The following is a 22,546-nucleotide window of genomic DNA, read 5'->3' on the forward strand; positions in this document are numbered from 1 at the left end:
GAGGCCCCGCGGGGCCTTTGCCGTTCCCTGCCCGAAAACCTGCCGACTCCTTGACCCGGGACGGAGCCGACCGGGCGTCCGGGCCGCGTAGCTTGAGGGCATAGGACGCCCGGCTCGCGGCCTGGGAGGGCCGACATGACAGCAGCACGGCCCGACTTTCACGACCCGGCGGGAACCACCGGATACCTGCCCATCGCCGACCACGGACTGATCGGCGATCTGCGCACCGTGGCGCTGGTGGACACCGGCGGCACGATCGACTGGTACTGCTGCCCGCGCTTCGACGCGCCCAGCGTGTTCGGCTCGATACTGGACACCACCCGGGGCGGATCGTTCGAGCTGGGCACCGATGTGCCCGCGAGGACCAGGCAGTTCTACTTCCCGGACACCAACGTGCTGATCACCCGGTTCTCCGCGACCGACGGTGTGGGCGAGATCCAGGACTTCATGCCGGTCGTCGACGACCCCGGCGAGTGCGACCGGCACCGGCTGATCCGGCGGGTGAGATGCGTACGGGGATCCCTGCCGTTCCGGGCACGGGTGGCTCCCAGGTTCGACTACGGCAGGCAGTCCCACGCCCTGAGCATGCGGGACGGCCGAGCGATCTTCGAATCACCGTCGCTCCGCCTGACCCTCTCCTCCACTGCGACCCTGGAGGCGGACGGTCAGGACATACGCTCGGAGTTCAAGCTCAACGAGGGAGAGTGCGCGGTGTTCGCCCTCGACAGGCTCAGCGACGACCTGGCCCCGCGCCCGTGCCCGATCGAGGAGGCCGAGAAGCAGTTCACCGCCACCGTCGCGTTCTGGCGCCGCTGGCTGTCGGCGTCGCGCTACCGCGGCCGGTGGCGGGAGATGGTGCACCGCTCCGCGCTCACGCTGAAGCTCCTCACCTACGCGCCCACCGGCGGGATCGTGGCCGCCGCGACGACCAGCCTGCCCGAGCGGATCGGCGGGGAGCGCAACTGGGACTACCGGTACGTCTGGATCCGCGACTCGGCGTTCTGCGTGTACGCGCTGCTCAGGCTGGGCTTCGGCGAGGAGGCCGAGGCGTTCATGAACTTCCTGTCCAAGCACGTCAGCCACGACTGCGGCGGCCCCTCCGGGCCATTGCAGATCATGTACGGCATCGACGGGCGCACCGACCTGCCCGAGGTCGAGCTGGCCCACCTGGAGGGTTACCGGGGCTCGGCCCCGGTGCGCGTCGGAAACGCCGCCGTGGACCAGCTCCAGCTGGACATCTACGGCGCTCTCCTCGACTCGGTCTACCTCTACGACAAGTGGCACCGGCCGATCTCCAGTGACCTCTGGGAGGAGGTCCACCTCCTGGTGGACTGGGTCTGCGACAACTGGGACCGGCCGGACGAGGGCGTGTGGGAGACCCGGGGCGGGCGCAAGGACTTCGTCTACTCGCGGCTGATGTGCTGGGTGGCGATCGAACGGGCCATGCGGATGGCCGCCCACCGCGGCCTGCCCGCCGCCACCCAGCGCTGGCAGCTGGCCCGCGACGCGATCTACCGGCAGATCATGCGGCGCGGCTGGTCGGAGCAGCTGCGGGCGTTCATCCAGCACTTCGACGACGACGTCCTCGACGCCTCGGTGCTGATGATGCCGCTGACCAAGTTCATCTCCCCCGCCGACCCCAAGTGGCTGTCCACCCTCGACGCGCTCGGCGCGAACCTGGTCTCGGACTCGCTGGTCTACCGCTACGACCCCTCGGTCAGCCCGGACGGGCTACACGGGCAGGACGGCACGTTCTCGATCTGCTCGTTCTGGTACGTCGAGTCGCTCACCCGCGCCGGGCGCCTGGACGAGGCACGGCTGGCGTTCGAGAAGATGCTCACCTACGCCAACCACCTCGGCCTGTACGCCGAGGAGATCGGGCAGACCGGCGAGCAGCTCGGCAACTTCCCGCAGGCCTTCACCCACCTCTCGCTGATCAGCGCCGCGTTCAACCTCGACCAGGCCCTGGGCTGACCCCCGGCCACGGCGGGCGGGCGCCGAGAGCCGGACCACCGAGAAGCCTCGGGCCAGCCGGGCCGCTCAGCGGGTGCCCTCCCGGACCGGCGGCTTGACCACGGTCCAGACCGTGACGGGCGCCATGGGCCGCCAGCCGGTGAAGCCACCGGCCGGGGCGGTCCTGCTGATCGCCAGCCGGACCAGGTCTCCCCCGAGTTCCCCCTGCCAGGAGGCCAGAACCGCCTCCGCCTCGACGGTCACCGCGCCGGCCACCAGCCTGCCGCCCGGTCGCAGCGCCTCCCAGCAGCCCTCCACCACCCCGGGAACGGTCACCCCACCGCCGATGAAGACGGCTCCCGGAGCCTTCAGCCCGGCGAGCACGGCAGGGGCGGCACCGGTCACCACGTCGAGACCGGGAACTCCCAGCGCCGCGGCGTTACGGGCGATCACGGCCGCCCGCGAGGGGTCCGACTCCACCGCGACGGCCCGGTTCTCCGGATGGGCACGCATCCACTCGACACCGATGCCGCCCGCCCCCGCACCGATGTCCCACAGCAGCTCGCCCGGGGTGGGGGCCAGCCTGGACAGGACGACCGCGCGTACCTCGCTCCCGGTGAGCCGGCCGTCGTGCTCGAACACCTCGTCCGGCAGGCCGGGCAGCCGGGGCAGCGGAACGGTCCCGGCATCGGCACGGCACTCCACCGCGACGACGTTGAGAGCGTGGGCCACCGGCAGGGACCACTGACCGGCCGCACCGGAGACCACCCGCTCCTCGGCGCCGCCCAGCCTTTCCAGGACCGTCATCGCGCTCGCGCCGTAACCTCGGGCTGTGAGCAACCCGGCGACCCCGGCCGGAGTGCGGCCGTCGGCGCTGAGGACCAGGACCCGGCGACCGTCCTGGACGGCGGGGTGCAGCACCTCGACGGGACGCGCCACGAGGCTGACCACCTCGACCCGGTCGACCGCCCAGCCGAGCCTGGCACAGGCCAGGGAGACCGACGAGGGGTGCGGCAGGATTCGGACCCGGTCGGCACCGAGCAGCCGTACCAGGGTCGCGCCGATGCCGTGGAACATGGGATCGCCACTGGCCAGCACGCACACCCGACGGCCCCGATGGGGCGCGATCAGCCGGGGCAGGGCGGGCAGCAGTGGGGAGGGCCAGACGACGCGCTCGGCACCGGGCTCGGGGAGAAGCCCCAGCTGCCGTGCGCTCCCCATCAGGACCTCGGCGGCGTGCAGCTCGCGCCGCGCCTCCTGGGAGAGCCCGGCCCAGCCGTCGGCTCCGATGCCGACGACGGTGACGAGGTCAGACATCACCCACCCCTTCCCGATGCCGTTCTACCGCTCCACCGGGCGACATGCTAGCCCGGTGCCGGGTCCGGCCGCGGATCACGGCCGGACCCGGCACCGGTCAGCCGTGCACCGGTGCGGCGGATGGGCGCGGGCACGCCGCGGCCACTCAGCTCCCCGGGCTGAAGATGACGTCGTCGGGTGTGATCCGCACCGTGACGCGCTGCTCACCCGGCTTACGGAAGGGATAGGACTCCACGCCGAGATACTTGTTCGCCAGGCCGTCGATGACCTCGTCCGCGCCCTCCAGCTCCAGCCGGGCCTTCCCCGAGACGCTGACCAGGTGATAGTCGTTCTTGGGATCCAGGACGCTCACCGACACGCGCGGGTCCTCGCGCAGGTGGCGCTCCTTGGCCCGGCCCACGGCCGTGTTGAAGACGACATCGTCTCCGTCGACGTCAACCCACACGACCGTGCTGTGCAGCGAACCATCCGGCCTGACGGTGGTCACCCAGGCATGAATCGGCTGCTTCAGCAGATTCTTGGCGTCTTCACTCAGTTTTCCCACGGGAACCTCCACCTCATGAACGATGTCTACCGAACTGTAGGCCAGTGCTCCGGCGTTCACGCCGGGGGTGAGGGCCCATGCGGGAGTGCCCGCCAGGGCTTGAGCGTGCCCTGGCCTTGCGTGCCCATGAGCAGGCCGGCCCACACGGGTCGTTTCCGCTGTTCGGTGTCCTGCTCAAGGACCGCAAGCGGTACGCCGCCCATACTTGCGGCGGAGGAGGAACCGGACCACAAATGCCCGCCCCACAGGCGCCGGCGGACGTGAGCACTGTATTCCTTAGCGCAGCATCCGCGCCCAGAGGCCCTGCGGATGACATGACGTCCGGCGCCTACCTCGGGGTTTGAATTCCACCGCAGTGACCTGAACCAAACGATACGATCACGGCGTGGAGCCGGTGAAGCGGACTCGGGCGCACGTGGCGCGACTCGACCTCAACGCGGAGCAGGTGGTGGTGCTGGACGCTCAGGCGCACACCGCTCGCGCGCTGTGGAACCTGCTGCATGAGTACTTCACCTTCCGCCAGGGCCGGTTCGCGACGGTGAAGGACTGCGACGCGGCGATCCGCACAGCCCGCCGCGAGATCGACTGGATGGGCCAACTGCCCGCCCAGGCGGCGCAGGCGGTGCTGAGAACGTATCGGCAGGCGTGGGCGAATTTCTTCAACCCCGACCATCCCGCCAGGCGGCCCACGTTCAAGGGCCGACTGCGGACCCGGTTGGCCGTGGACGTCCCTCAAGCCCGCGATCTGCAGATCAAGCGGGTCAACCGGCGGTGGGGGGCGATCAATCTGCCCAAGGTCGGGCGGGTGCGGTTTCGGTGGACCAAGGACCTGCCCGGCATCGCCAAAGGCGGCCCTGCTGGGCGGATCACCGGGGCGCGGTTGGTCAAGGATGCCCACGGCTGGCAGGTCGTGTTCCGCACCGAGGCCCTAGCCGAACCCGCCGCCGCCCACCAGGGCCCGCGGGTCGGCGTCGACCGGGGCATCACCGTCGCCCTGGCCCTGTCGGACGGCACCATGCGTGAGCACGCACCCTGGCTCACCCCGGGGGAGAAGGAACACCTGCGCCGGTTGGAGAAGACGTCGGCTCGTCGGCGTGTGGCCCGGCCGAAGAAGACCCGCCCCTCGGGGCGGGAGCAGCGCACCTATGACCAGATCGCCCGGCTGCGCGCGAGAGCCAAGCGCCGAGCCGTGGACTGGCAGCACCGGACCACCACCGAACTCGCCGCCACCTTCGCTGTGATCAAGGTGGAGAACCTGTCCATCGCGAACATGGTCCGCTCGGCCAAGGGCACGATCGAGGCCCCGGGCAGGAACGTCGCCCAAAAGGCGGGGCTGAACCGGTCGATCAGCGGTGAGGCGTGGGGCCGAACCGTCACCCTGCTCGAATACAAGAGCGCCGACCGGGGTGGACAGGTCGTCAAGGTTCCCGCCCCGGGCACCTCACAGACGTGCCACCGATGTGGTCACCGTGATGCGGCCGGCCGCGACAAAACCGTGTTCGCCTGTACCAACCCCGCGTGCGGTTGGGTCGGCCACGCCGACACCAACGCCGCGATCAATATCAAGAACGCCGTCGGAACGCCGGTGTCAGGACGTGGAGACCTCGGGGTTACCCGGTCTGCGAAGCGTCAACCCCCGCGCGCCGCCTGACCGCGACGCGACGGGAGAGTCTCCGGCCCCCGGGCCGGGGAGGAGTTCAAAGGGCAGTCGAACATCGATCATGCGTGATCGATTCCACCTCCTCGGAGAAAACCGCCGGTGGTTCGCGGAACCGGGCACGCGTGGGCGAGACCGAAAGGGTGACGGTCATCGCGGATTCACGGGCGGATCCGGCGCGGAATCCACGTCGGCGACGATCCTTTCACGGCAGGACCGCGCACCCGGTCGCCACCCCCTCGGCAGACGGCATCCTGGTAGACATGAGTTATCGCATATGCGTGGTGTGCATGGGAAACATCTGCCGGTCACCGATGGCCGAGGTCGTGCTGAGAAAGACCCTCGACGAGCACGGCCTCGGAGGTCGCGTCACGGTCGACAGCGCGGGCACCGGCGACTGGCACCAGGGGAATCCGATGGACGCACGGGCCGCCGAGGTGCTCGCCGACCACGGTTACGACGGCTCGCGGCACCGAGCCCGGCAGTTCCTGCGTGACTGGTACGGCCAGGTCGACCTGGTGCTGGCCATGGACACCCACAACCTGAGCGCCCTGCGCCGCCTTGCCCCCGAGGGCGCGGACGTGCGTCTGTTCCGCTCCTTCGACCCCGTGGCCCCGGAGGGCTCCGAGGTGCCCGATCCCTACTACGGCGGGCGCGCGGGTTTCGCCGAGGTACTGGAGATGGTCGAAGCCGCGAGCAGGGGACTGGTCGGGCATCTGTCGATCACTCTCAGATGAGACCTCCCGGGTACTGCTGTTCGATCTTGTCGGGAAGTCGCCGGAGCCATCGCCTTTACAAAGTAAGCCACAGACTCGGCATCCGGGGAGATCACACGTCCCTGCGGGTGAGTGCGACGGCGGCCGCGGCGAGCGCGACGACGACGTACAGGGACATCACCGCCAGCGCCGCGGGCGGTGACAGCCCGATCCCGGCGGTCGCGTCGCCCAGGCCGACCGCCAGCGGCGGCTCGCCCACGGCCTGGACGGTCAGGTCCTCCAGCAGCACCGAACCGATCCTGGCGTTCCACGGGTCGGGCAGCAGGAGCACGAACCTCGGGAGCACGTACAGGTACACGACGACGGCGGTGATCGCCCCCGCGGTGGAGCGCAGCACGGCGCCCGCGCCGAGCCCGACCATGGCGAGCACCAGCACCGACAGTCCCCCGGCGAAAATCTTCGGAAACTCCTGCGCCAGTGGCGTGCCGAAGCCCGGGATCGGGCGGGCACCGATGATCAACCGGCTGGCGAAGAAGGCGATGAAACCGCTCGCCTGCCCCACCGTGAACGCGACGGCGGCCACGACCGCGGCCCTGGCCGCCAGCACGACTCCCCGCCGCGGCAGCACCGTGAAGCTGGTGCGGGCCATGCCGGTGGCGTACTCGGAGGTGAACGAGAGAACGCCGAGCACGGCCATGCAGATCTGCACCGGCATCAGGATGATCTGCTCGGGGCGCGCCGCGCGCAGGGTGAGCCGCCCCTCGGGCGGCAACCCGTCCCAGAGGCTGCCCACGTACAGGGTGAACACGGCCGAGAGCACGACGAAGAACGCGACGGCCGCCAGGACGTACCAGGTGGAGCGGACCGTGCGGAGCTTCAGCCACTCCGCGGCCGGCACGTCGACGGCCGTCGGGCCCCCCGATCCCTCGCGCCGCGACAGGCCGGTCATCGCCCGCCCGCCCGGTACTCGACGCTGTCAGCGGTCAGCTCCATGTACGCCTCCTCCAGGGAGGCGCTGCGCGGGGTGACCTCGTGCAGGGCGAGGCCGCCCCCCGCGGCCAGGTCACCGATCGCCGCGACGGCCAGCCCCCTGACGACCAGTCCCCCGTCCGGCTCCGTCTCGACCCTCGCCCCGGCGGCCTCCAGTACTCCGGTGAGCTCGGCGGCCCGGGGGGAGCGCACCAGCACGCCCCGGTCATGGCGGGCGGCCAGCTCTCCGACCGTGGTCTCGGTGACCAGTCTGCCGCGCCCGATGATCACGAGGCGGTCGGCGGTGAGCTCCATCTCGCTCATCAGGTGGCTGGAGAGCAACACGGTGCGTCCCTCTGCGGCCAGCGAGCGCATCAGATGGCGGATCCATCGCACGCCTTCCGGGTCGAGCCCGTTGACCGGCTCGTCGAACATCAGCACCCCCGGGTCGCCGAGCAGCGCCGCCGCCGTTCCCAGCCGCTGGCGCATGCCGAGCGAGAAGCCACCGACCCGCCTGCGGGCGACTCCGGCCAGGCCCACCTGTTCCAGGACGTCCGTCACCCTGGAGAGCCCGATCCGGTTGCCGCGCGCCAGGCAGCGCAGGTGGTCGAGCGCGCTGCGGCCGCCGTGCACCGCGTTCGCGTCGAGCAGCGCGCCGACCTCGCGCATCGGGTGGCGCATCGTGGCGTAGCGGCGCCCGTTGACCAGCCCCTGCCCCGAGGTGGGTGCGTCCAGGCCGAGCAGGACGCGCATGGTGGTCGACTTGCCCGCGCCGTTGGGGCCGAGGAAACCGGTGACCAGACCCGGTTTCACCTGGAACGACAGCTCGTCCAGCACGGTTTTCTCACCGTAGCGTTTGGTCAGCCGCATGATTTCGATCATGTCGTCGAGGCTCTCGCGGAGCGGGCCGCGCCCGCGTCGGCCCATGGCGGGCAATTCGCGGTCGGCCCCGGGTCCGACGGCAGCGGCCACGGCCCGGAAAGGTGGGCCCCAGGGATGACGTCCCCGAGGTGGAGGCGGCGACACGACCCCTGCGGATACCGTTCCAGCGTGGACGACTCACTCTTCCTGCGCCGCTGGAGTCATGACCGGCTCGTCCGCCTCGATGTCGTGGCGGCCGCCGGATACGCGGTCGCGCTCCTGCTGTTCGCGGCCGAAGTCCCGGATCCGGCGGTGCCCGCCTGGGCGGAGTACCTGCTCCTGGCCGGGATGACCCTGCCGCTAGCGGTGCGGCGGCTGTGGCCGCTCACCGTCTTCTGCGCCGTCCTCGCGACGTCACTGGCATCCGTCCTTCTCGGCCTGGTGCACGACAGGTTCGCGGCGGCGGCTTTCGCGATCTACATGGTGGCACTCACCCGGCATCGGCCGCGCGGGGAGCCCACCCTCGCCATCGGCGTCTGCAGCGCGGTGGCCGTCCTGTTGCTGTCGGTGGCGGGCGTCCCCGGCCCGTCGCCGGACATCCCCGGGGTGCTGCTGGGAGGGGTGGCCTTCATCGGCGGCGCCTGGATCGCCGGCCGCGTCGTGCGCGAGCGCCGGGCGCACGCGATGCGGTCGGCCGAGCAACTCGCCGACCGGGCGGTCACCGAGGAGCGGCTGCGGATCGCCCGCGAGCTGCACGACGTGGTGGCGCACAGCATGAGCCTGATCGCCGTCAAGGCGGGCATCGCCAACCATGTCGCCGCGGCGCGGCCCGAGGAGGCCGCGGACGCGCTGCGCGTCATCGAGGCCACGAGCCGGAGCGCACTGACCGAGATGCGCCGGCTGCTGGGCGTGCTCCGCTCCGATCTCGACGCGGGGCCCGGCCTCGCCCCCTCCCCCGGCCTCACGGATCTCGCCGCGCTGGCCGGGCAGGCGGCGATGGCCGGGGTCCACGTCGAGCTGGACGTCCGGGCGACCGGCCTGCCGGAGGGAGTGGAGCTGTCGGTCTACCGGATCGTCCAGGAGGCGCTGACCAACGTCGTCAGGCACGCCGCCCCCGCCCGTTGTCGGGTCTCGGTCGAGGCGTCGGCGGGCGAGGTCAGGGTCGAGGTCGCCGACGACGGGCCCGGCGAGCGGATGCTGCCCGGCAGCCGGGGACACGGGTTGGTCGGGATGCGCGAGCGGGTGGCCGTGTACGGCGGCAGCCTCACGGCCGGGCGCCGTCCTGAGGGCGGGTTCGGGATCTCGGCGCGCATGCCGTACGGGGAGGCACCGTGATCCGGGTGCTCGTCGCGGACGACCAGGCGCTGCTGCGCGGAAGTTTCCGGCTGCTGGTGGACACCGCTCCCGACCTGGTGACGGTCGGCGAGGCCGGGACGGGTGCCGAGGCGGTGGAGCTGGCGCGCGGTGAGTCGCCGGACGTGGTGCTCATGGACGTGCGGATGCCGGATATGGACGGCATCGAGGCGACCCGGCGTATCTGCGGCCCCACGGGCGTCCCGGGGGTGCGCGTGCTCATCCTCACCACGTTCGACCTGGACGAGTACGTCCACGCGGCACTACGGGCAGGTGCCAGCGGCTTCCTGCTGAAGGACACCCCGCCGGGCGATCTGCTGGCCGCGATCCGGGTGGTCGCCTCCGGCGAGGCGCTGCTCGCCCCGACGGTGACGCGCCGGCTCATCGCCGAGTTCTCCCGGCTCCCGGAACCGGCGCGCCCGGTGGCCCGCGAGCTCGAGGGGATCACCGGGCGGGAGCGCGACGTTCTGGCGCTCATCGCCCGGGGGTTGTCCAACGCCGAGATCGCCGAGCACCTGACCCTGAGCCTGGCGACCGTGAAGACGCACGTGGGCCGGCTGCTCGGCAAGCTCGGCGCGCGCGACCGGGCCCAGCTCGTCATCGTCGCCTACGAGACGGGGCTGGTCACGGCCGCGCGGCCGCCCCGCTGAGGCGTGTCCCGCGGGTCCTCGCCGTGGCGGGGATCCGCCGGCTGGGCGCCCGGCAAGGCGGAGGAGGAGCTCATGGCGGAGACGCCGCGAAGTGCCATCCGAGCGACCTCGGCAGGCGGAGGGATCCGTGGAAAACACCGTGTGGCCCCTCGCCATGGCGGGCGAGCCGGTCAGCGGTGTCCGGCGGTTCCGGTGGCGCGCTCCAGAACCTCCAGGACGATCCCGGAGAGCAGGGCGAGCTTGTGGGGGTTGCGAGCCGCCGGGGTACACCGGGCGGTGGCCAGCCCGGCCGCCCGGTCGAGAGGTTCCCCGGCCAGGAGCGCCTCCTCGACCTCGGGCAGGCGCACCGGGACGCGGGCGACGCCGCCCGCGGCCACCCTGGCGAAGGTGATCCCGCCTCCGTCCATGGCCAGCCGTGCCACCGCCTCCACCAGCGGCCACTCGGCCTCGGACCTGCCGATCGCCCGGTGGTAGGCGGCCCGCTCGCCCGGCACGGGCGGCGGCAGGACGACGGACAGCAGGATCTCCCCCGGCCCCAGCAGGTGGTCGCGGGTGGGGTCGGAGCCGTCCCCGTACAGGTCGCCGACCGGGAACGGGGCCGCACTGCGGACGTCATCGTGGGCACCGCCGTGCACCTCGGCCAGGGCGTCGCAGGCGAGCAGCGCCACCGCCAGCGACGACGGGTGCGGGGCTATGCACGGCCCGGTGTCGACGATCGCGGCGTTCGGGGCGAGCCCGGCGCGGGCCGGGCAGTGGTCGCCGCCGTTCTGGTGGCAGGAGAAGGACGGGCCGCGGAAGTACGCGCAGCGGTTGCGCTGCAGCAGGTTGCCCCCGACCGTGGCCGCCTCCCGGATCTGGGGCGTGGCCAGGCCCGCCGCCGTCAGCGTCAGGCAGGGGTGGGCGGCACCGAGGCGCGCGTCGCGGGCGACCCGCGCGACCGTGGTGAGCGCGCCGATCCGGACCGAGCCGTCCGGCTGCCAGGTGACGTCGGACAGGTCGGGCAGGCCGCGCAGGTCCACGTGTGGCCCGGCCGCGCGGCGGCCCATCAGGTCGGTGCCTCCGGCGCGGAACTCGCCCCCGCGCCGCACGGCGTCGCCGAGGTCGTCGAGGTCGGTGAGCGCGGTCATCGAACGCCTTCCGGTGCGCGGCCCCGGAACCGCCGTCCCGGGGAGAAGGTCGGCGGGACGGCTCCCTCGGGGAGCAGGCGGTACGGCCCTGTCGTGCGGGCGTCGGGGGCCTGCTCCGGGGAACGGGCCGGCCGGCGGCCGGCGACCGCGCGGATTTCAGGGTCCGGCTCCGGGGAGCGGGGAGCCGCCCCGGGGAGTCCGGGGGGCGGCTTCGGGGCGGAGGTCAACGGGAGATCCCTTCGAGGAGCCGGTCGGGGCGGATGGGCAGGTCGTGGGGGCGCCAGCCGGTGGCGTTGTGCACGGCGTTGCCCAGCGAGGCGGCCACGCCGACCGTGGAGACCTCGCCGACCCCGACACCGTGGCCGTTGACGTGCTCCCAGCCGTCGCGGTGGAAGTGCACGGTGATCTCGGGGGTGTCACCGATGCCGGGAATGCGGTAGTCGTCGAGGTTGGCGGTCAGCACGGTTCCGGTCACCGGGTCGACCAGGCGTTCCTCGTACAGCGCGTAGCCGATGCCCTGCACGACGCCGCCCTCGCACTGGCTGCGCGCCAGCCGCTCGGCGTAGATGTGGCCCACCGCGATCCCCGCCCACACCCGCAGCGGCCTGACGGCTCCCAGGCGGGTGTCGACCTCGACCTCGGTGACGTGGACGGCGCCGCTGAACCCCCGGCCGAGGGCCATACCGGCCACCGCGACCGGGGTCAGGTAGCCGCGCCGGTCGCGGCGGCGCCTGCCGACGACCCTGGCCCCGTCGCTCAGGCCCAGCTCCCGCAGGCGCCGCGCGGCGTCGCGTACGGCCGGGGCGACCGAGGCCGTGGTGCGGCTGCCGATGGAGGGCGGTCCGTGCACGGTGCCCGTCCTGCCGATCTCGACGCGGACGCGCTCGGCGGGCAGCGCGAGTTCCTCCCGCAGGACGCCGGCGATGACGCTGCGGATGCCGGTCCCGATGTCCTGGGTCGAGGTGGCGGCCACGACCACGTCGCCCTCGACGCGCAGCTCCACCTCGGTGGCGGGGTCGAGCATGTAGAGCCAGTTGGCGGCGGCCACCCCGACGCCCCTGCGGAAGCGGCCCGTCTGGGAGCCGGTCCGTGGCCGGTCGGCCCACAGCGGCAGGGCCAGTGCCCGGTCGTAGAGGGCGTGCCGTTTGCGGTTGCCGTCCCAGCGGCGGCGCAGTGCGATCGGGTCCTCGCCGCGACGGTGGGCGGCCTCGTCCACCGCCTGCTCCAGTGCCCAGAGCAGGGGTGGTGCCCCGGGTCCGCGGAACGGGGTGCCCGGCGGCTCGTTGGTGACCACGTCGTAGTCGCGGAGCCGCCGGGGCGCGGTGCCGTACATGAGGCGGGCCATCCCGGCGACCATCGATCCGATGGCCACGCCGCCGCGCCCGTGGACGTCCACGGTGAGGGCGGCGAGGTCGCCCCGGTCGTCGGTGAGCAGTTCGAGCGTGGTGCGGGTGCCGGGGCGGTTGCCCGCGTCGCTGAGCTCCTCGGCGCGGCTGAACACCACGCGCACCGGCGCTCCGCAGGCCCGCGCGAGTTCGACGGCCGCGACCGTCTCGACGGTGACGCCGGACTTGGCCCCGAAACCACCGCCGACGTGGTCGGCGACGACATGGACCCGGTCGGCGGGCAGCTTCCACCGCTTGGCGGCCTGTTCGGTGGCCAGTCCGATGGTCTGGGTGGACAGGTGCAGGTGAAGGTCGCCCTCGCCGTCCCAGCGGGCCACGCAGGCGTGCGGTTCCAGCGGGGTGTGGACCTGCACGGCGGTGGTGAACGTGCCGCTCACCAGGCGGGGGTCGGCGTCGCGCCGCGCGGTCTCGATCCGTTTGACGGCGGTGCGACCGCGCCAGCTCGCCCTGGTGAAGGGGCCGCGCACGTTGCCGTGCCAGTCGCCGGGCAGCTCCAGCCCCTCGCTGGAACTGGGGGCGCGCTTCCTGTCGGACTCGTCGTAGACGGGCGGGGCATCGGGCGTGTCGTCGAGCGCGGCGGGCATCGGGACGTAGCCGATCTCCGCGGCCTCCGCGATCGCCAGGGCCTCCCGGCGGGTGGCAGCGGCGACGGCGGCGACGGGCTGGCCCGCGTAGCGGACGGTGCGGTCGGGCGGCAGCAGGTCGATGACGTGTGCGGTGCCGGCGGTCACCGAGGTGACGCGGGCGTGTGCCCTGGTGGAGCGGATGACCACGCCTTCCAGCTGGCCGTCCAGGTGTACGTCGGTGGTGTAGCGGGCTCGGCCGGTGACCTTGTCCATCGCCTCCAGGCGGGCGGGTGTTCCCGCGGCGTCGTCGTGTTCTCCCCGGCAGGCGGCGGCGATCGCCGCGTGAATCCCCTCGTAGGCTCCGCACCTGCACAGGTGGCCCGCCATGGCGGCGGCGATCCGCTCGCGCGGCGGAGCGACATCGCCGTGCTCGGCGCGCCAGGCGTCGACGAAGGCCGCGGCCTCCACCACGAACCCCGGCGTGCAGTAGCCGCACTGCAGGCCGTCGTGGACCGCGAACGCCCGCTGGACGGGGTGGTCGAGGCCCTCCGCGGTGACGACCTCGCGTTCCTCCAGGACGGCGGCGGGCAGCAGGCAGCTCGCCTGGGGCGTGCCGCCCACCATGACCGTGCAGGCGCCGCAGACCCCGGTGCGGCAGGCGGCTTTGGCGCCGGTGAGGCCGAGCCCGTCGCGCAGCACGTCCACGGCGGCGTCGTCGGAGCCTGCGTCCACCGTGGCGGGGACACCGTTCACCGTGATCTTCATAGCTCTCCAGTTGACGTCGTCAACATCATGTTGACAGTGTCAACCAGCTACGTTGACATTGTCAACACGGGCTGCCGGGAAAGGTGCGGGCGCATGATGGACGACACCAGGACCCGCCTGGTCGAGAGCGCGCTGCGGCTGCTGCGCGAGGAGGGGCTCGACGCCGTGACGCTGCGCGCCGTCGGCGACCTGGCCGGCCTGTCCCGTACGGCCCCCTACCGGCACTTCACCGACAAGACCGCGCTGCTGGCCGCGCTCGCCGTCCGGGTCATCGCCGACCTCAGCGCGCACGTCGCCGCGGCGATCGCGCAGGAGGCCGACCGGCGCGACCGGCTGCGGGCCTTCTACCTGAGCTACGTCGAGTACGCCACGGCGCACCGTGAGGAGTACCGGCTGGTGTTCGCCTCGGAGTTCCTCGCGGGTCACCATCCGGAACTGGAGGAGGCGATCGACCAGGTGACGACGGCGCTCGGCATGGCGGGTGCCGGGGAGGGACCGGTGCCCAAGGCCCGGCTGATGGCCCTGCTTTCGACGGCCCACGGCCTCGCGGAACTCGCGGTGACAGGGCAGTTCGCGCACAAGGGAATCGGGTACGGGGACATCGTCGACGTCCTCGTGTCCACCCACGGGGACTGACGACCCCGGCTCACCGCTTCCCGCTGAGCTCCTCGCGGATTCCCAGCAGGATCTCGCGGGTGCGGGTGACCGGCTCGGCCTCGATGCACAGGCGTTCCATGACCTCCAGGTAGCTGTCGACGTCGTCGCGCTTCTCCAGGTAGACGGCGCTGGTGAGCTGCTCCAGGTAGACCACGTCGGGCAGGTCGGGCTGGGCGAATCGCAGGATGCTGAAGGGCCCTCCGGCCGCGGCGTGCCCACCCACGCTGAAGGGCACGATCTGGACCGTCACATTGGGCAGTTCGAGCGCCGTCAGGATGTGGTCGATCTGCTCGCACATCACCTGGACCCCGCCGAGCGGGCGGCGCAGCACGGCCTCGTCCAGCACCGCCCACAGGTGGGGCGGCGCGGAGCCGCGCAGCAGCCGCTGGCGCGCCATGCGCAGCCGCACCCGGCGGTCCAGTTCCTCCCGGGAGGCCGAGGGAAAGCCCAGTTGGACGACGGCTCTCGCATACCCCTCGCTCTGCAGCAGTCCCGGTACGAACTGGACCTCGTAGTTGCGGATGCCGGTGGCCGACTCCTCCAGCCCCACGTACGTCTCGAACCAGTTGGGCAGCACGTCGTTGTAGTTGTGCCACCAGCCGGTGAGGTTGGCCTTCTCGACGAGGGACAGCAGCGGCTCCCGCTCGTCCTCGCTGGTCACGCCGTACAGGGTGAGCAGGTCCGCGACGTCCCTGATCCGGAAGCTGACCCTGCCGAGCTCCATGCGGCTGACCTTCGAGTGCGAGGCCCGGATGGCGTTCCCCGCCTCCTCCAGGGTGATGCCCCGGTGCTCGCGCAGCCGGCGGAGCTGCGCTCCCAGGACGATCCGCAGCACCGTGGAACTGCCCCTCGGCACAGCCATGGGAGTCGGAACGACCGGCTGATCGTCGGCGTGAGGTGTGATCATCTACAGTCCTTTGGGCACGGAGTGCGAGCCTGTTCCAACTTTCCTGCGGCGATCGCGACCCTTCACGCTACTCCGCCCGCCAAGCCCAGACCATAGAGAATTTTATTCTTCAACCACCCCCTGCCGACGGTCAGGCGATCAGGTCGTCGAACTCCCCGCCCTTCACCCCGCGCACGAAGGCGTCGGCCTCGCGGCGCGTGTAGATCAGCGCGGGCCCTTCGGGATCGCGGGAGTTGCGCATCGCGACCCTGCCGTCGGGGAGCTCCGCGAGTTCCACGCAGTTGCCGCTGGGGTTGCTGAAGTGACTCTTGCGCCAGACGATGCCGCCCATCAGGGCTGCCGGCATGCCGTTGTACAGCTGGTTCATCCTCGCCTCTCACCGATTAGGGAGGGAAACAACACCACGAGCATAGAGCTTTTTGTGCAGATGCACGTGCATTTGTACTTGCCTATGCACATTACGGCGTGCAAGATGACTAGACGGATCGCCCTTGCCACACGATCTCCCACCCCCAAGGTCGTCGATGACTGGTTACCAGAGACATGAAGCCACACCCATCCGAGCTGAGATCGGAGGGTGGGAACGGTGGTTGTCGATGCTCGACCACCTACTGCCCCCGAGCGGCCTGCCTCCCTGGACCGGCGGCGAGAGCCATGTCAACCGGCTGCAGATGGCCGTACGCAGCTTTCGCCACGATCCGTGCGCCGCACGGACCGCCCGTGAGTTCACCGCCGGCGCCCTGAGGGCATGGGAGCTGGAGCAACTGATCGACGACACCGGTGTCGTGGTCTCCGAACTCGTGACCAACGCCGTACGTCACGGCACGCGGGGCGTCCAGCACTCCCGGGCCTGCCCCGAGGTCAAGGTGATCCTCTGCCACACCGAACGCTCGATGCTGTGCGCGGTCACCGACCCCAGCGACCAGGAGCCCTGCCTGCGCGAACCCGACTACGAGGCGGAGAGCGGCCGGGGGCTACAGGTGGTCGACGGCGTCAGCGAGATGTGGGGCTGGGCCCCCCTGGAGACCCGCGGCAAGGCGGTGTGGGCGGCCTTCGCCCTCCCCGGGAGAGGGGGGCGCCACCTGGAGGCCTGCCACTGAGCGCGACGCGGCCCGTCACCGGCGAAACGGCGCCCACCCGGAGCGCAGGCAGCCGAGCATCAGGAAGATACGTCCCTAGAAAGGGGTATTGATCGGAAATACATCATCTCGTGGCCTGAGGGCCGATAATGTCCGCTGAAAGCCGCACCGCCGGACGGAGGACATCATGGCGTCGCCGCAACCTGAGCGCCTCAGGTTCGACCCCACGATCCCGAACGCGGGCCGGATAGCCGACTACTTCCTGGGTGGCAAGGACAACTTCGCCGCCGACCGCGACGCCGCGCGGGTGGCACTCGAACTGGCCCCCGAACTTCCCGCCATGTCGATGGAGGGACGCAGGTTCCTCGGCCGCGTAGTGCGGTTTCTCGCCGAGACCGGCATACGCCAGTTCATCGACATCGGCTGCGGACTGCCGACCCAGGGCAGTGTGCACCAGATCCTGCACGGCATCGCTCCCGACGCGCGGGTCGTCTACGTCGACAACGACCCGATGGTCGTCGTGCACGCCCGGGCTCTCTTGAAGGAGGACAGCCGGGCCACGGTCATCGAGGCCGACGCCCGCGACCCGGAAGGCCTGCTGGCCCATCCCGGCCTCACCGACGTGGTCGACCTCGACCGGCCCGTGGCGATCCTCCTCTTCTCGTTCCTGACCGACTTCCCGGACGACGCCGAGGCCGCGCGGATCACCGCCACCCTAAGGAAGGCCATGGTCCCGGGCAGCTACATGGCCATCTCCCACGCCGTCTCGGACCTGTGTCCCGAGAGGACCGCGAAGCTCGCCGACCTCTTTCAGGACCGTGGGTCGATCACCGGCCCCCGCCGTGCGAACCTGCGGACCATAGCCGAGGTCGAGCCTTTCCTCGATGGGCTGGAACCTGTCGAGCCGGGCCTCGTCTACATTCCCCAGTGGCGGCCGGAGGGCGCGGTGCCCCACCGGCCGGACTCCGTCTGGGTCGTCGGCGGAATAGGCCGTAAGGAATAGACTGCCCCGAAAAAAACAGCTTGGCCCCTCGATCGTTACCCACGCCCTGGCAGTCGGGTGTCACCGGACCCTGCCGGGGAGGACGTCAGAGGCAGCAGAGGAGAGAACAGATGAGCGACGCCGACCGGCGACCGGCGGCCGGCCTGAACACGAGCGTGCCCAACGTCGCCAGGATGAACGACTACTTCCTGGGGGGCAAGGACAACTTCGCCGCCGACCGTAAGGCCGCCGAGGAAGTGCTCGCCATCGCGCCGGAGATCAGGACCATGGCCCAGGAGGCTCAGGCCTTCCTGCGCCGGGTGACGAGTTATCTCATCGAGCAGGGCATGACCCAGTTCGTCGTCCTCGGTTCCGGGCTGCCCACCCGCAACAACGTCCACCAGGTGGCCCAGGCGATCGCGCCGGACACCCGTGTGGTCTACGTCGCCACCGACCCGGTCGTGCTCTCCCACGCCCGCGCCATGCTGGCCACCAACCCCCACACCACCATCGTCGAGGGTGACGTGCTGCACCCCCGCGAGTTGCTCAACGATCCCGAGCTGCGGCGTCTGATCGACCTGGACCTGCCGGTGGCCGTCCTGATCCTGTCGGCCCTGCAGTTCATCCCCGACGAGGACGACCCACACAAGAACGTGGCGATCCTGCGCGACGCGGTGCCCACGGGCAGCCACTTCGCCATCGGCCACGTCGTCTTCGACACGCGCCCGGAGGCGGCGGGTCCGCTGGTCGACATCTACCGGAAGGTCCTCAGCCGCCATGAGGACGCCTCCCGGCGCAGTGACCAGGTGCTGCGCTTCTTCGACGGGCTGGAGCTGGTCGAGCCCGGCCTGGTCTACGTCCGCCACTGGCGCCCCGACAACCCGCTGGCGACGCAGGGCCGGGAGAAGACCTGGACGATGGGCGGGGTGGCCCGCAAGACCGAGGACTGACCCACCACCGGCCCGCCGGGCCGCACCGTCCGGCCGTTCTCGGCCATCGGTCTTCGTGACCCGCACGGAACCGGCCCTCGCGCGGCCGGGCGATCGGAGCGCCCGGCGAGAGGTCAGCCCGTGGCCAGGAGGTCCTCGCGCTCGACGGCCTCCAGGGAGAGCGTCTTGTAGCCGACCTCGTCGAACAGCACGGTGATCCGGTCGCTCTCCCTGCTCATCACCACCCCCGCGCCCCAGGCGCTGTGCCGCACCCTGGCGTGCATCTCGAACGGACCTCCCGCCTCGGCCTCGGGCTCTTCGGCGACACCCGCCCTGCAGGTGTCGCAGGCCTCGCAGGTGCGTTCGCGCGGCTCGCCGAAGTACTCCAGCAGGAACCGGCGGCGGCAGCCCGTGGTCTCCGCGTACGCGCGCATCATGTCGATCCGCGAGTCGTCGATGCGGCGGCGGGTGTCGTCCAGCTCGACGGCGCGCGCCGTGGCCGCCTCGGGCGCGGGCCCGCCGGGTGCCGGGCGCAGGTCGCCCTCCCCGGTGACCTCGATCGCGTTCGCCCGCTCCAGCAGGTTGACCGCCCGGGTGAGCCGGGTGGCGCCGATGTCGAGAAGGTCGCGCAGCTCGCCGGCGGGTACGGTGCCGCCGTGCTCGTGGACCAGCGTCGCGACCCGCAGCAGGAGTTCCTCGTCGGCCCGTCCCCCCGCGAAGAACCTGCGCAGCCCCAGATCCTCCGGGCGGTAGAACAGCACCGCGGCGGCGGGCTCGCCGTCCCGCCCGGCGCGGCCGATCTCCTGGTAGTAGGAGTCCGGCGACTCCGGCGGGGAGGCGTGCAGTACGAACCGCACGTCCGGCTTGTCGATGCCCATACCGAACGCGGAGGTCGCCACGACGACGTCCAGCTCGTCGTCACGGAACATCTCGTGGATCCTGTGGCGCTCGGCCGCCTTCATCCCCGCGTGGTACGCCTCGGCCCCGCGACCGGCCTCGCGCAGCGCGGAGGCGTACTCCTCAGCGGCGCGGCGGGTGGCGACATAGACCAGCCCGAGCCCTGAGCGGGACGCGGCGTCCTCCACCAGCGCCCGCCTCAGGTCCTCCTGGGCGACGAAACGGCGCACCTCCAGGTCGATGTTGGGCCGGTCGAAGCCTCGCACGATCTGCCGGACGTTCCTCAGGCCGAGGACCGCGACGATCTCCTCGCGCACCGCCGGGGAGGCCGTGGCGGTCAACGCCACCACCGGAGGGTGGCCGAGCCGCTCGATGACCTGTCCCAGCCGCAGGTAGTCGGGCCGGAAGTCGTGGCCCCAGGCCGACACGCAGTGCGCCTCGTCGACGGCGATCAGCGAGGGACGCGCGGCGCGCAGCCGCTCGACCGTCTCCGGTTTGGCGAGCTGCTCGGGTGAGAGGAACACGAACTCGGTGGTGCCCGCGCGTACCGCCTCCAGCGACGCCTCGCCGCCGGACTGGGTGGAGTTGACCGCGACCGCCCCTCCCGCGTCGGCCTCGGCCAGCCCGGCGACCTGGTCGCGCTGGAGGGCGATCAGCGGTGAGACGACCACGGTGGGGCCGTCGAGCAGCAGCGCGGGCACCTGGTAGACGGCTGATTTGCCGCTGCCGGTGGGCATGACCACGAGGGCGTCGCCGCCGTCCAGCAGGTGACGCATGGCGTCAAGCTGTCCCGGCCGCAGGTCTCGCCAGCCGAAGACCTTGCGGGCCACCGTCCGCAGCCTTCGCGCCCTAGGCCCGAACCTGTCCTTGATGCCCATGACCTCCGCCTTCCCACCGTGTGACCGCCAGTTACCCGCGGATCGGGGTGCTAGTCACACGAGGTGGGCATGACCGAAAGGCGGACACGGGTGGGTCGCGCACGGGACGGGCACGCAGTGAGCGCCGGGCGGGTACGAGGCGGGAAGCGGTGAGACGAGGGACGGGCTCGGGTGAAGTCGAGGAATGGAGTGGGCGGGTGAGGGGCGCCCTCACGGACGCCCCCTCCGTCGGCCGGATCACGGCGTGGCCTGGTGGGTCGGTCGTGGCCCTTACCACCACCGGGCTCACTTGGGCTTGAGCACCCCGTCGATGAGGTAGACGACGGCGTTGGAGGTCTGGATGTCGCCGCAGACCACCTTGGCGTCGTTGACCGTGTACTCCTCACCGGAACCCTTGACCTTCAGCGTGCCCCCCTCCATCGTGGTCAGCTCGCCCTCCGCGAGGTCCTGTGGAGTCTTCTTCCCCTCGACGACGTGGTAGCCCAGGAGCTTGGTCAGCTTCTCCTTGTCGCCCAGGAGCTTGTCGAGCTTCTCCTTCGGGATCTTGTCGAACGCGGCGTTGGTGGGCGCGAACACCGTGATGTCCTTGGCGGAGTTGAGCTTCTCGGCCAGACCGGCCTGCTCGATCGCCTTGGACAGCGTGGACAGGTCGGGGCTGGAGGCGATGGCGGTGGCGACCGGCTGCGTCGCCATCTCGCTGGGACTTCCCGCCCCGCTGGTGGGCAGGGAGGCGCAGCCGGGACCGAACGGCTCGGTCATCATGGCCGAAGGCTCGGGCGATCCGCTCTCACCGGGCATCATGGATTCCGTGGGCGCGGCGGTCTCCTCGGGAGCCGGTGTGGGAGAGGTGATGCGCGCCGGAGCGGCGACCGCCTGCGCGGCGGGGACGGCGGACAGGGCGAGCACGGTCAGGGCCGATGCCAGAAGAGACTTCTGCTTCACGGTTATCTCCTTGCTTGGGCGGATGAGCCACCGGGGTCCGTCGGCCGGTTCCCGAGCCACTCATGTGCTGTATTGGAGATCAATTCCCTGAGATTTGGTGCTAAATGCCCCATTAGAAGACTCTTGACCACATATCTCCCGAGAAAGAGGGCCATTTTCCACCCGGCAGAGCGTTAATTCAGGCGCGCCCTATCCCCGTACAGTGGGGGGATGAGCCCAAAGATCGCGACCAACGAGGTCGTCTCACACGACCGGCTTCTGGATTTCCTCCGTGATCGCCACCACGCGCTGGTCATCACGACACGGCGCGACGGCAGGCCACAGGCGTCCCCGGTGACCTGCGGCGTCGATGCCGAGGGCCGCATCGTGGTGTCCACCTATCCCGAGCGCGCCAAGGCCTCGAACGCCCGCCGCGACCCCCGGGTGAGCATCGTGGTCCTGTCGGACGACTTCGACGGCCCCTGGGTGCAGGTGGACTGCGCGGCCGAGGTCCTCGACCTGCCCGACGCCCTCGAACCGCTGGTCGACTACTACCGGTCGATCTCCGGCGAGCACCCCGACTGGGAGGAGTACCGCGCGGCCATGACCCGGCAGGGCAAGTCGCTGCTGCGTCTCACCCCCGAGCGCTGGGGCCCGATCGCCACGGGAGGCTTCCCCGCCCGGCTGGCCTGAGCATCACTCCAGGCGGCAGGACGGCACCGGCCGTCCTGCCGCGGCCGGAGACCTGAGCGGCCTCCGGCCACGGGCCCCTACCCCAGCTTCACGGTGATCTCTCCGCCGAGCCGGAAACCGCCGGTCAGCTCGAGGTCGTCACCACTCCAGAACCGGCCCGGGTCGTACCAGTTCGGCCTGCGGCCGCCGGGCAGGAGCCCCATGGCCTCGTAGGTGACCGCGACGACCTCGGCGCAGTAGGCGCTCTCCAGAGCACTCTCCCCGGTGCCCCGCTTGAAGATCCTGGGCACCCGCCCCTTCGCCCAGCGACCGGCGAGCCTGGCCGTCGACGGGAACGGCGTGCCGTCCAGCCGGGCGACGGTGCGCAGAACGGCGTCCTCCATCTCGTGGGTGACCTGTGGCTCCAGCTGCCTCAGCCAGCCGCGCTGACCGTATCTGGTGGCCCAGACCGTGACCGCCTCCTGCAGGTCGTGCAGCTGCACGCCGCGCTGGTTGGTCCCCGACCACAGGTCGGGCAGGGACCGGCCCAACTCGGCGTGCCACATCATGGGAGGCATGTCCTCGATGACCACCGACATTCCCACATGGTTCACCGGGCTGTTCGTCACGGTCTGGATGGCTCGATCGGGCACCGTTCGGCCGCGGAACAGCCACACGTCGCCGGTGCGGGTCAGGTTCACTGCCTCGTCGAGGCTGATGCTCTTACCGGACATTCCGCT

Annotated in this window: 21 protein-coding genes; 10 read left to right on the forward strand and 11 right to left on the reverse strand. The window is 71.3% G+C overall.

Annotation, left to right across the window (positions count from 1 at the left end):
- Nucleotides 1–135 precede the first annotated feature (135 nt).
- Entirely contained in the window at nucleotides 136–1,974 is a 1,839-nt protein-coding gene (locus AB0K21_RS22600; RefSeq protein WP_364152836.1) for a glycoside hydrolase family 15 protein, read from the forward strand.
- A gap of 66 nt (nucleotides 1,975–2,040) precedes the next feature.
- On the opposite strand, the gene cbiE is transcribed toward AB0K21_RS22600, so the two are convergent.
- Both cbiE and AB0K21_RS22610 read right to left on the reverse strand, forming a co-directional pair.
- Nucleotides 2,041–3,270 carry a precorrin-6y C5,15-methyltransferase (decarboxylating) subunit CbiE gene (gene cbiE / locus AB0K21_RS22605; RefSeq protein ID WP_343973342.1) on the reverse strand — a complete coding sequence of 410 codons (1,230 nt, stop codon included), beginning with the start codon at nucleotides 3,268–3,270 and terminating at the stop codon, nucleotides 2,041–2,043.
- Between the two features lie 145 nt (nucleotides 3,271–3,415).
- Nucleotides 3,416–3,814 (reverse strand): TIGR03618 family F420-dependent PPOX class oxidoreductase, encoded by a 399-nt coding sequence (locus AB0K21_RS22610; RefSeq protein ID WP_343973339.1) that lies wholly within the window; start codon nucleotides 3,812–3,814, stop codon nucleotides 3,416–3,418.
- Between the two features lie 385 nt (nucleotides 3,815–4,199).
- Here AB0K21_RS22610 and AB0K21_RS22615 point away from each other — a divergent pair, with 385 nt between their 5' ends.
- Together AB0K21_RS22615 and AB0K21_RS22620 are read left to right on the forward strand one after the other, a co-directional pair.
- Nucleotides 4,200–5,465, forward strand: coding sequence for a transposase (locus AB0K21_RS22615; protein WP_343973337.1), 1,266 nt, complete (start codon nucleotides 4,200–4,202; stop codon nucleotides 5,463–5,465).
- Between the two features lie 269 nt (nucleotides 5,466–5,734).
- The gene (locus AB0K21_RS22620) at nucleotides 5,735–6,208 is read left to right on the forward strand and encodes a low molecular weight protein-tyrosine-phosphatase (protein WP_343973334.1); all 474 of its coding nucleotides are present in this window, start codon (nucleotides 5,735–5,737) and stop codon (nucleotides 6,206–6,208) included.
- A gap of 91 nt (nucleotides 6,209–6,299) precedes the next feature.
- Here the strand turns inward: AB0K21_RS22620 and AB0K21_RS22625 are convergent, their stop codons facing one another.
- Nucleotides 6,300–7,136: an ABC transporter permease gene (locus tag AB0K21_RS22625; protein ID WP_343973331.1), complete on the reverse strand. Its 837-nt coding sequence runs from the start codon at nucleotides 7,134–7,136 to the stop codon at nucleotides 6,300–6,302.
- A complete protein-coding gene (locus AB0K21_RS22630) occupies nucleotides 7,133–8,038 on the reverse strand; it encodes an ATP-binding cassette domain-containing protein (RefSeq protein ID WP_343973328.1) in 906 nt (301 codons plus the stop codon). The genes AB0K21_RS22625 and AB0K21_RS22630 overlap by 4 nt, the downstream gene beginning before the upstream one ends.
- A gap of 168 nt (nucleotides 8,039–8,206) precedes the next feature.
- On the opposite strand from AB0K21_RS22630, the gene AB0K21_RS22635 reads away from it, so the two are divergent.
- Nucleotides 8,207–9,352: a sensor histidine kinase gene (locus AB0K21_RS22635; protein WP_364152843.1), complete on the forward strand. Its 1,146-nt coding sequence runs from the start codon at nucleotides 8,207–8,209 to the stop codon at nucleotides 9,350–9,352.
- Complete coding sequence (locus AB0K21_RS22640; protein WP_343973319.1) at nucleotides 9,349–10,020, forward strand: response regulator transcription factor; 672 nt, start codon at nucleotides 9,349–9,351, stop codon at nucleotides 10,018–10,020. The genes AB0K21_RS22635 and AB0K21_RS22640 overlap by 4 nt, the downstream gene beginning before the upstream one ends.
- 170 nt (nucleotides 10,021–10,190) lie before the next feature.
- On the opposite strand, the gene AB0K21_RS22645 is transcribed toward AB0K21_RS22640, so the two are convergent.
- Together AB0K21_RS22645 and AB0K21_RS22650 are read right to left on the reverse strand one after the other, a co-directional pair.
- Nucleotides 10,191–11,147, reverse strand: coding sequence for an FAD binding domain-containing protein (locus AB0K21_RS22645; protein ID WP_364152847.1), 957 nt, complete (start codon nucleotides 11,145–11,147; stop codon nucleotides 10,191–10,193).
- Between the two features lie 223 nt (nucleotides 11,148–11,370).
- Complete coding sequence (locus AB0K21_RS22650) at nucleotides 11,371–13,884, reverse strand: molybdopterin-dependent oxidoreductase (RefSeq protein ID WP_364152850.1); 2,514 nt, start codon at nucleotides 13,882–13,884, stop codon at nucleotides 11,371–11,373.
- 93 nt (nucleotides 13,885–13,977) lie between these two features.
- On the opposite strand from AB0K21_RS22650, the gene AB0K21_RS22655 reads away from it, so the two are divergent.
- Nucleotides 13,978–14,520: a TetR/AcrR family transcriptional regulator gene (locus tag AB0K21_RS22655; protein WP_343977206.1), complete on the forward strand. Its 543-nt coding sequence runs from the start codon at nucleotides 13,978–13,980 to the stop codon at nucleotides 14,518–14,520.
- A gap of 10 nt (nucleotides 14,521–14,530) precedes the next feature.
- Here the strand turns inward: AB0K21_RS22655 and AB0K21_RS22660 are convergent, their stop codons facing one another.
- Nucleotides 14,531–15,448 (reverse strand): helix-turn-helix transcriptional regulator, encoded by a 918-nt coding sequence (locus AB0K21_RS22660; protein WP_343977209.1) that lies wholly within the window; start codon nucleotides 15,446–15,448, stop codon nucleotides 14,531–14,533.
- Between the two features lie 130 nt (nucleotides 15,449–15,578).
- A complete protein-coding gene (locus AB0K21_RS22665) occupies nucleotides 15,579–15,815 on the reverse strand; it encodes a DUF397 domain-containing protein (protein ID WP_343977212.1) in 237 nt (78 codons plus the stop codon).
- 229 nt (nucleotides 15,816–16,044) lie between these two features.
- Here AB0K21_RS22665 and AB0K21_RS22670 point away from each other — a divergent pair, with 229 nt between their 5' ends.
- The 3 genes from AB0K21_RS22670 (at nucleotide 16,045) to AB0K21_RS22680 (ending at nucleotide 18,459) form a co-directional block, all read left to right on the forward strand.
- Nucleotides 16,045–16,548 (forward strand): ATP-binding protein, encoded by a 504-nt coding sequence (locus AB0K21_RS22670; protein WP_343977215.1) that lies wholly within the window; start codon nucleotides 16,045–16,047, stop codon nucleotides 16,546–16,548.
- Nucleotides 16,549–16,714: 166 nt separating this feature from the next.
- A complete protein-coding gene (locus AB0K21_RS22675; RefSeq protein WP_343977218.1) occupies nucleotides 16,715–17,530 on the forward strand; it encodes an SAM-dependent methyltransferase in 816 nt (271 codons plus the stop codon).
- A gap of 110 nt (nucleotides 17,531–17,640) precedes the next feature.
- Nucleotides 17,641–18,459: an SAM-dependent methyltransferase gene (locus tag AB0K21_RS22680; protein WP_343977220.1), complete on the forward strand. Its 819-nt coding sequence runs from the start codon at nucleotides 17,641–17,643 to the stop codon at nucleotides 18,457–18,459.
- A 113-nt stretch (nucleotides 18,460–18,572) separates the two neighbouring features.
- Here AB0K21_RS22680 and AB0K21_RS22685 read toward each other — a convergent pair whose 3' ends face one another.
- Nucleotides 18,573–20,213, reverse strand: coding sequence for an ATP-dependent DNA helicase RecQ (locus AB0K21_RS22685; RefSeq protein ID WP_364152856.1), 1,641 nt, complete (start codon nucleotides 20,211–20,213; stop codon nucleotides 18,573–18,575).
- A 285-nt stretch (nucleotides 20,214–20,498) separates the two neighbouring features.
- The gene (locus tag AB0K21_RS22690) at nucleotides 20,499–21,155 is read right to left on the reverse strand and encodes a fasciclin domain-containing protein (protein WP_364152859.1); all 657 of its coding nucleotides are present in this window, start codon (nucleotides 21,153–21,155) and stop codon (nucleotides 20,499–20,501) included.
- Nucleotides 21,156–21,365: 210 nt separating this feature from the next.
- On the opposite strand from AB0K21_RS22690, the gene AB0K21_RS22695 reads away from it, so the two are divergent.
- A complete protein-coding gene (locus tag AB0K21_RS22695; protein ID WP_343977229.1) occupies nucleotides 21,366–21,827 on the forward strand; it encodes a PPOX class F420-dependent oxidoreductase in 462 nt (153 codons plus the stop codon).
- Between the two features lie 77 nt (nucleotides 21,828–21,904).
- Here the strand turns inward: AB0K21_RS22695 and AB0K21_RS22700 are convergent, their stop codons facing one another.
- Nucleotides 21,905–22,540: a hypothetical protein gene (locus tag AB0K21_RS22700; protein WP_343977232.1), complete on the reverse strand. Its 636-nt coding sequence runs from the start codon at nucleotides 22,538–22,540 to the stop codon at nucleotides 21,905–21,907.
- Between the last annotated feature and the right edge of the window lie 6 nt (nucleotides 22,541–22,546).

It is taken from the genome of Streptosporangium sp. NPDC049248 (assembly GCF_040678965.1).
GTDB classification, from domain to species: Bacteria; Actinomycetota; Actinomycetes; order Streptosporangiales; family Streptosporangiaceae; genus Streptosporangium; species Streptosporangium fukuiense.

Bases quoted from the DNA above. Each gene is read 5' to 3' on its own strand.
- AB0K21_RS22625 (WP_343973331.1), bottom strand. From the start codon at position 7,136: ATGACCGGCCTGTCGCGGCGCGAGGGATCGGGGGGCCCGACGGCCGTC.
- AB0K21_RS22675 (WP_343977218.1), top strand. From the start codon at position 16,715: ATGGCGTCGCCGCAACCTGAGCGCCTCAGGTTCGACCCCACGATCCCG.
- AB0K21_RS22665 (WP_343977212.1), bottom strand. From the start codon at position 15,815: ATGAACCAGCTGTACAACGGCATGCCGGCAGCCCTGATGGGCGGCATC.
- AB0K21_RS22620 (WP_343973334.1), top strand. From the start codon at position 5,735: ATGAGTTATCGCATATGCGTGGTGTGCATGGGAAACATCTGCCGGTCA.
- AB0K21_RS22670 (WP_343977215.1), top strand. From the start codon at position 16,045: ATGCTCGACCACCTACTGCCCCCGAGCGGCCTGCCTCCCTGGACCGGC.
- AB0K21_RS22680 (WP_343977220.1), top strand. From the start codon at position 17,641: ATGAGCGACGCCGACCGGCGACCGGCGGCCGGCCTGAACACGAGCGTG.
- AB0K21_RS22700 (WP_343977232.1), bottom strand. From the start codon at position 22,540: ATGTCCGGTAAGAGCATCAGCCTCGACGAGGCAGTGAACCTGACCCGC.
- cbiE (WP_343973342.1), bottom strand. From the start codon at position 3,270: ATGTCTGACCTCGTCACCGTCGTCGGCATCGGAGCCGACGGCTGGGCC.
- AB0K21_RS22695 (WP_343977229.1), top strand. From the start codon at position 21,366: ATGAGCCCAAAGATCGCGACCAACGAGGTCGTCTCACACGACCGGCTT.
- AB0K21_RS22630 (WP_343973328.1), bottom strand. From the start codon at position 8,038: ATGATCGAAATCATGCGGCTGACCAAACGCTACGGTGAGAAAACCGTG.
- AB0K21_RS22650 (WP_364152850.1), bottom strand. From the start codon at position 13,884: ATGAAGATCACGGTGAACGGTGTCCCCGCCACGGTGGACGCAGGCTCC.
- AB0K21_RS22600 (WP_364152836.1), top strand. From the start codon at position 136: ATGACAGCAGCACGGCCCGACTTTCACGACCCGGCGGGAACCACCGGA.
- AB0K21_RS22660 (WP_343977209.1), bottom strand. From the start codon at position 15,448: ATGATCACACCTCACGCCGACGATCAGCCGGTCGTTCCGACTCCCATG.
- AB0K21_RS22685 (WP_364152856.1), bottom strand. From the start codon at position 20,213: ATGGGCATCAAGGACAGGTTCGGGCCTAGGGCGCGAAGGCTGCGGACG.
- AB0K21_RS22645 (WP_364152847.1), bottom strand. From the start codon at position 11,147: ATGACCGCGCTCACCGACCTCGACGACCTCGGCGACGCCGTGCGGCGC.
- AB0K21_RS22655 (WP_343977206.1), top strand. From the start codon at position 13,978: ATGATGGACGACACCAGGACCCGCCTGGTCGAGAGCGCGCTGCGGCTG.